Origin of the sequence: Rummeliibacillus sp. POC4, assembly GCF_003576525.1 — a bacterium.
GTDB lineage: Bacteria > Bacillota > Bacilli > Bacillales_A > Planococcaceae > Rummeliibacillus.
Map to the genome: position 1 here is coordinate 1 of NZ_QWUA01000103.1, position 8,542 is coordinate 8,542.

The 8,542-nt window shown below is 32.4% G+C and carries 8 protein-coding genes and 1 riboswitch; of the genes, 7 read left to right on the plus strand and 1 reads right to left on the minus strand.

Annotated features, from left to right (window positions below):
- Both D1606_RS19160 and D1606_RS17530 read left to right on the plus strand, forming a co-directional pair.
- On the plus strand, positions 1-290 hold a 290-nt coding region (locus D1606_RS19160; RefSeq protein WP_233548164.1), incomplete at its 5' end, for a hypothetical protein.
- Between the two features lie 90 nt (positions 291-380).
- Positions 381-1,862 carry a methyl-accepting chemotaxis protein gene (locus D1606_RS17530; protein ID WP_119417308.1) on the plus strand — a complete coding sequence of 494 codons (1,482 nt, stop codon included), beginning with the start codon at positions 381-383 and terminating at the stop codon, positions 1,860-1,862.
- 50 nt (positions 1,863-1,912) lie between these two features.
- Here D1606_RS17530 and D1606_RS17535 read toward each other — a convergent pair whose 3' ends face one another.
- Positions 1,913-2,950 carry a PTS sugar transporter subunit IIC gene (locus D1606_RS17535; RefSeq protein ID WP_119417309.1) on the minus strand — a complete coding sequence of 346 codons (1,038 nt, stop codon included), beginning with the start codon at positions 2,948-2,950 and terminating at the stop codon, positions 1,913-1,915.
- Between the two features lie 466 nt (positions 2,951-3,416).
- Here D1606_RS17535 and D1606_RS17540 point away from each other — a divergent pair, with 466 nt between their 5' ends.
- The 5 genes from D1606_RS17540 to D1606_RS17560 all read left to right on the plus strand — a co-directional run bounded on the left by D1606_RS17540 (position 3,417) and on the right by D1606_RS17560 (position 8,540).
- Complete coding sequence (locus tag D1606_RS17540; RefSeq protein ID WP_119417310.1) at positions 3,417-3,683, plus strand: YhdT family protein; 267 nt, start codon at positions 3,417-3,419, stop codon at positions 3,681-3,683.
- The gene (gene panF / locus D1606_RS17545) at positions 3,683-5,131 is read left to right on the plus strand and encodes a sodium/pantothenate symporter (protein WP_119417314.1); all 1,449 of its coding nucleotides are present in this window, start codon (positions 3,683-3,685) and stop codon (positions 5,129-5,131) included. Before D1606_RS17540 ends, panF begins: the two co-directional genes overlap by 1 nt.
- A 177-nt stretch (positions 5,132-5,308) precedes the next feature.
- Positions 5,309-5,467 (plus strand): transcriptional regulator, encoded by a 159-nt coding sequence (locus D1606_RS17550; RefSeq protein WP_119417311.1) that lies wholly within the window; start codon positions 5,309-5,311, stop codon positions 5,465-5,467.
- Positions 5,468-5,607: 140 nt separating this feature from the next.
- Positions 5,608-5,791: riboswitch (cobalamin riboswitch) on the plus strand.
- Between the two features lie 159 nt (positions 5,792-5,950).
- Positions 5,951-7,528 carry an Ig-like domain-containing protein gene (locus D1606_RS17555; protein ID WP_119417312.1) on the plus strand — a complete coding sequence of 526 codons (1,578 nt, stop codon included), beginning with the start codon at positions 5,951-5,953 and terminating at the stop codon, positions 7,526-7,528.
- Between the two features lie 82 nt (positions 7,529-7,610).
- On the plus strand, positions 7,611-8,540 hold the full coding sequence (locus tag D1606_RS17560) for a DUF4430 domain-containing protein (protein ID WP_158582428.1): 930 nt from the start codon (positions 7,611-7,613) through the stop codon (positions 8,538-8,540).
- The last annotated feature ends 2 nt before the right edge of the window (positions 8,541-8,542 follow it).

Here is an 8,542-nt window from a genome sequence, read left to right on the forward strand (position 1 = left end):
TCTGTATTATAAAGCAGGCATTATTGTACCTATCTCTATTACTTTTAATTATTTCTGGATGTTCTACTAACAATAAAAATCATAAGCACTCGAAAAATAACGCCTATATGGATGGCTACATATTTTTTTATGAAGATAAAGATCTTTCATCTGTTATATTTTTATCAGAAGAAAGTGGTATCGAATCAGAAGAATTAAATTATTTATCGATTCTAGAAATTACAGAAAAATATAGTAATTACTATTTTATAGTTGGGGCGGAAAAAACTTTCATCTACCATCCAATATAAAATCTAGAGATAAGGTGACAATTAGTTACGATAGAATTTTAGAATCGTACCCTCCGCAAATCCCTGTTTTAAATATTGAAAAGGAGTTCGATGGCTGTACTTTTATCAATCATCATTCATATTATGCATAGGGGGTTTAACTTTTTAGAAGATTATATCATACAACAAGGTATGGCGGATATAACAAATTCCAATAGTTTGTCCCTCAATATTTTATTAGCCATTCCCATTGTACTGTTGATCATTAGTACCATTCTGTATTTAAATAAACGAGATTATGAACAACTTCCGACTTGGTTAACTTTAACTTTCACATTTTCAAGTATATCTATGATTGCTGGAGGAAATGGATTAGTAGAGTATCATTTTTCTATATTTATGGTATTAGCAATTATCTCAAGCTTTTCAAGAGTTAGACTAGTGATTGTCAGTACGATCATTTTTGCTATACAACATTTAGCTGGTTACTTTTGGTTTCCTGAGCTAATTTGCGGAACCACTAATTATCGATTTTCTTTACTACTAATACATGCCTTATACTTAATCCTCACAAGTTTAGCTACTATTCAGCTGATTATCAATAGACAGCAAACCGAGGGAAAACTAAAAAAGGCACGTACAGAATCTACAAACCGATTACAACTTGCACTAAATGAGATTGAAAATACGAGTATTGAAATGAATAAATTACTAGAAAAATTACAATTAGATGCGGCTGATTCATCTAATACAAGTTTAAATATTTCAAAAACACTTAAAGAGAACTTATCAGTTACTGAAGAAGAATTAGCAACTTTAGAAAAAGGTGTTACAGAAAATAACAATTTACTATTACAATTTAACGAGATATATAAGAGAACAGATAATGTTTCATCTATTGCCAACACAAGTTTAGACCAAATTCAAGAAGGGCATCATGCATTGAATCATGTTAATCAGCAAATGAAAGTCATTTCTAAAACGATATTATCAATGCAACAAGTTACAAATGATTTAATGATTTATTCAAGTAAAATAGGAGATTTTCTATCCATCATTACAGATATTACACAAGAAACAAAGTTGTTAGCCCTTAATGCATCAATCGAAGCAGCTCGAGCAGGTGAACAAGGAAAAGGTTTCGCTGTTGTTGCAGGTGAAGTTGGAAAATTGGCCGTTAATACACAACAATCTGCCCAAAATATTGAAAATGTTATAAAAACAATCCAATCTCATATTAAAGAAGTTTCATCTAAAATGACAGTTAGTATAGAAGAAATTACAAAAGGAAATAAGCAAATGGAGGTTACTGAAGAGACCTTTGATAGTATATTTGAAACGATTAAAATCGTTGATCACGAAGTAAATGCAATTTCCCAATCAACATCAGAATTTATCGAACAGACGAATCATACCAATTCATTACTACAAAATTTAGTCAGTGCTAATCAAGACTCAACAAAGCATTTACAAACGATTTCTGAAGCATCGGAAAAGCAGTATACAACCAATATTTCATTAAAGAATATCATTGGTTCTATAAACAATATATCTTCAACTTTGGAATCAAAGTTAAAAAGATTAGGCAATTAAAAGAAAAGAGGAGAATCCATAATGGACTCTCCTCTTTTAATATGATTAATTTATTGATAGTTAACTGAGTAGTCTTTTGAATCAATCCATTTAAGTTTACGTTCGAAAATACGAAGTAAAACTGTATTTAAAATAATTGGTAGAGCGAAGAACATAATTAACATAATGGTAATATTGTGGAGGTCCCAACCACCATGAGCTAAATTCATATAGTTTAATGGTCCGATCAAACCTGCAAGACCAAATCCAGCGCTATATGAAGTTCCAATAATATTCAACATACCACCTAAGGCACCTAAAATTGCTGCAGTGATAATCATAGGAAACGCAATTCTTGGTTTCATAAAGAAGTTACGCATTTGAATCTTAGGAGAACCCATAACGTGAGCTAAAGCAGTTCCTAAATTATTCGCTTTATAACTTGCGATACACATACCAACTCCAGAAGCAACAACGCCAAGATTTGCTGTACCAGCACCGATACCAGATAACATTACAACTGTTGCAACACCGATTGTAGATAAAGGTGAAAGGATTAAAATACTAAAGATAACTGCAATAATCGCACCCATTAATACGGGTTGTAATTCTGTAACATTTTCAATGACAACTCCAACATAACCTGCTCCTGTGCGGACATAAGGAAGTGTAATTAAACCAATACCACCAGGGATGAATAATGATAAAGCTGGCATTAATAGAATTGTATAATCCTTGAAACGATCGCCGATAAATTGTACAAATACCACTGCTAAAGCTGCTGTAATACCTGTATTGATAACAACCCCAATACCTTGCATTGTGATAGCACCGCCATCACCCATTGTCCAAACGCCACTTCCGACCATTGACGCCAGACCAACACTTGCTGTTTGAATAGGTGTTAACTTAAATGTTAAACCAATCATTACACCTGTTATTACTGGTAATAGGCTCATAGCTAAAACTGATATGTCTAAAATATGTTGGAATACAGGAACATATGGAATAATTAATTTTAAAATTTCTCCAACTAATGCATTTGGAATGAGGGCTACAATGATCCCTAAACTCATACCGGTTAATAGTTTGTTGATAAAGTCTTTCATAATATCAATCTCCATTCAATCGAGTAATGTACTAAATTATATAACACTTAATGTTACAGTCAATAGTGAATATTCTAAAAATTTTATACAAATGACTTATTATAGAAAAAAGTAGTCTTATAGAGAAATATATAAAACAAATGAGAGAATATTTTTTCTGACAATTCAAACCATTTTGCTTATTTAGTTGTATAACAGCTAGATCTTCACGTATTAATGTAATCTTATATAGGCCGTTTCTTATATATTTTTAAAAGTTTTTATGCTTATATAGAGAGAAATATATCTTTTGGAATCTACTTTTTGATAACTACAATCTTATGTAAGTTATTTTAATTGAAGAATAGTGCTAAATAATATTATTATGTAAACTAAATATTCATTTTAAGAAGGAACTGCTACTTTATTTTTTATTCACAAATAAGTAAAATAGTAAAGTATTCGATTTAATAGAAGGAGAAAAAATATGAACGATAAGCGTTATAAGGTTGCTCATCGTGAAGCACTTATTGGTATTGCATTAGTAGTCGTCAATTTTGCAATATGGTTTGGCTTTGCATATGGGCTTGGTTCAGGAAATCCGAAAGAGTATACATATGTATTCGGTTTTCCGGCTTGGTTTTTCTATAGCTGTATAGCTGGCACAATTTTTATGATTGTTTTATTAATGGTCATTATAAAATTTTTCTTTAAAGATGTACCAATTGAAGAAGAGGATGGTGACGATCAATGATGAATTGGCAAGTTATCCTTCCATTAATCTTTTTCTTAGTCATTATCTTTTTAATAGGGATATGGGCAAATAAACATGTCATGCAATCGAATTCGTTTTTACAAGAGTATTTTCTAGGTGGTAGACAAATGGGAGGATTCCTCCTTGCAATGACAATGATGGCCACATACGGAAGTGCATCTAGTTTTATCGGAGGGCCCGGTGTCGCTTATAATACGGGTCTTGGTTGGGTTCTGTTATCGATGGCACAATTACCAGCAGGTTATTACGTTTTAATGGTTCTGGGTAAGAAATTTGCGATTATCGCTAGAAAATATAAAGCGATTACATTGATAGATTTTTTACATGAACGCTATAAAAGTAATTTCGTTGTTATTGTTTCTGCATTGAGTATTATAATCTTCCTATTTGCTTCAATGGCTGCACAATGGATTGGTGGTGCAAGGTTAATTGAATCTTTAACCGGATTAAATTATACTTCTGCATTATTCATTTTTGCGATTGTAGTCCTTGTATATGTAATAATAGGTGGATTTAGAGCCGTAGCATTAACAGATGCTGTACAAGGTACTGTGATGTTTTTAGGTAGTGTTATTTTGCTTGTTGGTACGATTATTGCTGGTGGCGGCGTTTCTAATATCATGTCCGACTTAGTTGCTGAAAATCCTAAGTTGGTATCTCCGTTTGGTGCTGATGGAAGTTTAACGCCACTATATGTATCTACATTTTGGATTTTAATCGGTATTGGTGTTATTGGTTTACCTCAAATTGCAGTACGAGCAATGTCATATAAAAACTCAAGAAGTATGCACTCAGCAATCATTATTGGAACAATTGCAATAGGGACAGTTATGTTCGGGATGCATTTAACAGGGGTATTGGCACGCCCGGTGTTACCTGGTATTGATATCGGTGATAAAGTTATGCCACTTTTAACATTGAAGGTATTACCACCTTATTTGGCAGGTATCGTTTTGGCTGCTCCAATGGCTGCGATTATGTCTACTGTAAATGCTTTGCTAATGCTTGTAAGTTCTACTATTGTGAAAGATATATATCTAAACTATATTAAGCCAAAAGCGAATGATCATGAAGTGAAAAGACTAAGCTTTTTGGTCACTGCTTTAATCGGCTTAGCGGTTATTATTATTGCGTTAAAACCGCCTAGCTTGCTTGTATGGCTTAACCTTTTCTCATTTGGTGGCTTAGAATCTGTATTTGTTTGGCCTGTTGTATTAGGTCTATATTGGAAAAAAGGAAACAAATATGGAGCAGCTTCTTCCATGATTGTAGGTTTAGTCAGTTATATTTTCATTTACGAAAAATGGGGAACAACTTTCTTAGGAATGCATACAGTAACAACTTCTATTCTATTATCTCTTGTAAGTTATGTAGTAGTTAGTCTTCTAAGTAGTTCTAAATTTAAAGACGTTAAACACATCATTTAAAGATTTAAACTCAAGCTTTATTGTACTAATAGGGCTTGAGTTTGTTTATGTTTACGTATTGTATAAAAATTTATTTTAATATTTGTTTTTTAAGAAAATTCCGTTGACAGATGTTTTAGACTGTTATATATTATTATCAATAATAATATTTGTTATATAACAGGAGGAGAAATACAAATGGATATGTATAGAGAAAGCTATGAACGATATTGTAACGCATGCCAAGAATATGGATTGGAATCGAAAGACTTTTACTTTTTTATCAATCATCTAACGGAAGAACAACTTAATGCCTACAAAGAATACTCAAAAAGGAGAAACGACCAAAATGACTGATGCCGTCGCGAGTGACTTATAAACCCCCTGCTGATCATATAATGATTGGTAGGGGGTTATTTATTTTCGTCAAAATTTAAAAAATATTAGAAAAATATTTACATGACCTAAAGAATGTGAAATACTGATAGATGACAATTACATAACTTTTAGATAGAAGTGCCTATCAATTGATAGGATAATAGGGAAATCGGTGGAAATCCGATGCAGCCCCGCTACTGTAAATGTATTTGAACTTCGCGTATACCACTGGCTAACAGCTGGGAAGGTGCGAAATTTCTAATATACATAAGCCAGGAGACCTGCTTTTATCTTTAGTTCTGATCTTCGAGGGGAGGTATCGAACTGTGAAATACATATGTTTATTTCACGTCCAATTATCTTTACATATATATGTAAAGACATTAAATTTGTATTGCTTTCATTACCTCTATTCTAGAAGACAGTTAAGCGTTAATTGTCCAAATGAATGGAGGTATTTTTATGTACAAAAACAAAAACTTTAAAAAATGGATTGCACCAGTCTCATTAGCTAGTTTATTGCTCACATCTCAACTTCCTGCTTCAATTATTGCCCATGCAGAGGGAAACAAGGAAGTAAATGCATCAGTGAAAAATGTTGAATACCAAAAAGCTTTAAAGAGCTCAGCTTTATGGCTATACAAAAATACCCCAAATGCTAAGTTTGGAAATGAAGATGTTGTAACTGATTTAGCACAAACTGGATTCCCTGTTGCAAAAGATTATTATACGAATTACTACAAGAGTATTGTTTCAAAACTAAAAGTAAACAATGGGGAACTCTTTGATGGAGAAAGAGAAATCTCATCAGGAAAGTATGGAAAAGTAGTACTAGCACTAACATCAATCGGTAAAGATGCATCAAATATTGAAGGTTTTAATTTAATTCAAACGATGTTGGATAAAATTTTGAAGGAACAAGAAAATAAAACATACTCAGCAACATCAAATTATAATGTACTTTATGCTCTTGATTCAGCGAATTACAAACTTCCAGCGGATGAAAAATATGCAAATTTAAAAGACCAAATGATAAAAGATTTATTAAGTGATCAATTCACTGATGAAAACGCAGGTTCATTTGGGGTTTCATGGCAATGGCCTGGTGTTGATGGAACTGCAATGGTAACGACTGCTTTATCAAACTACACCTCTTTAGACGGCGTTAACGATTCAATTGATAAGGCTTTGAAATATTTATCTGCTAATTTAAATAAAAATGCAGGTTACGATGGTTACTACGGTGGAGATAGTCCAGAATCTATTTCACAAGTAATTCTAGCTCTTACTTCTTTAAATATTAATCCAAAATCAGATCTTCGCTTTATCAAAAATAACAATTGGGCTATTTCTAATTTGATGACTACATACGATCAAGTATCGGGTGGATTTAAAAACTCCCCTACATCAAAAATAGCTAACGATATGTCTACCGACCAAGCAAACCGTGCTTTAGAAGCATATGATCGCTTACTAAATAATGAAGAGAAATTCTACGATATGTCTGATGTTAAAGCCGAAAACCTTGCATATGACACAAAAGCACCTGATAAGCCAACTGTTAAAACTGTGGCAGACAATAAAACTACTGTAACTGGTAAAACAGAATCGTACGCTACCGTAACTGTGAAAAACGGTTCTAAAATTATCGGTACAGCCATTGCAGACTTTAAAGGTGCATATTCAGTCAAAATCAAAAAACAAAAGGCTGGTACCACATTAAAAATTGCAGCTACCGATCTTGCTAAGAACACTAGCAAAACGGTTTCTGTAAAAGTTGTTGATAAAACAGCACCAAAAACGCCAATCGTTAAAAAAGTAACAAAGAATTCTACAAGAATAGTTGGAACAGCAGAAGCAAAATCAACCATTTATGTTGTGAAAAATAAGAAAGTAATACAAAAGGGAAAAGTCTCATCCAAAGGTAAATTCTCTTTATCTATCAAAAAACAAAAAGCTGGTACAAAATTAACGGTTTATGTTAAGGATTCAGCGAATAACAAAAGTGTATCTAAGACAATTACTGTTAAATCAAAATAACTAGTCAAGAATGTAAATTATAACCCAGGGTGTTAGAGACAAATTCTAACACCCTATTGACATCTATATGGAGGTGTTATTTTTGAAGAAAGTACATTTTTATATTCTTTCTTTAATTATTACGATATTCTGCCTTGCTGGTTGTAAAGTGCAAACAGTTGAACAATACAATCATCAAAATACAGATGAAAAAAGTGTGGAAGGGTCTAGTGATAAAGTAATTCCTATAAATGGGGATAAGGATAAAGAAAAGGTAACGGATAAGAAAAAGATTGAAACTGAAAAGCAAGTAAATAAACAAGAAGATTCTAAACAAGTAGATTCTAAAGAAACGATTAAACTACCTGATGAATCAAGCCAAAAAGAAAAAACTCAAAAGGCAACCCAACGAGCGAATGAAAGTGATACTACCAAAAAAGAAAGAAGCAGCTTAACTAAATCAACAAATCAAGAGAAGCCTGAAAAAAAGGAAAAAATTAATACGAAGAAAACAGTAACATCGCCCAATAAGGAAACTTCATCATTCAAGAAAACAAATCCATCAAAATCAACTACTGAATCAAAAGTGGCTGATAAAAAAGTTGTTAAAGAAAAGAAAAAATACGTTACGATTTCAGTAAGAGTTGATACTCTTTTGAAACCTGATCATTTTGCAAAACTTGATAAACCATTACGAAATGAAAAATATGTTCCAAAAGGCGGAGTAATTATTGCTACTTCAAAATATGAAATTCTTAGTAAAGATGATACTGCTTGGAGTATTACTTTAAGAGCTTTAAAAGAGCATAATATTCAATTTGAATATGAAGGTGCTGGAGAAAACAAATATGGTAGTGTCTATATTCAAGGAATTAATCATTTATATGAAAAAGATGCGGGATCACTTTCAGGATGGATGTATAGTGTAAACGGTAAAAATCCTGGTCTGGGTTCGAGTAGTTATACAGTAAAAGATGGAGACCAAATTGTGTGGCAATATACTGTGGATCTAGGTAAAGATATTGGATTGTAATT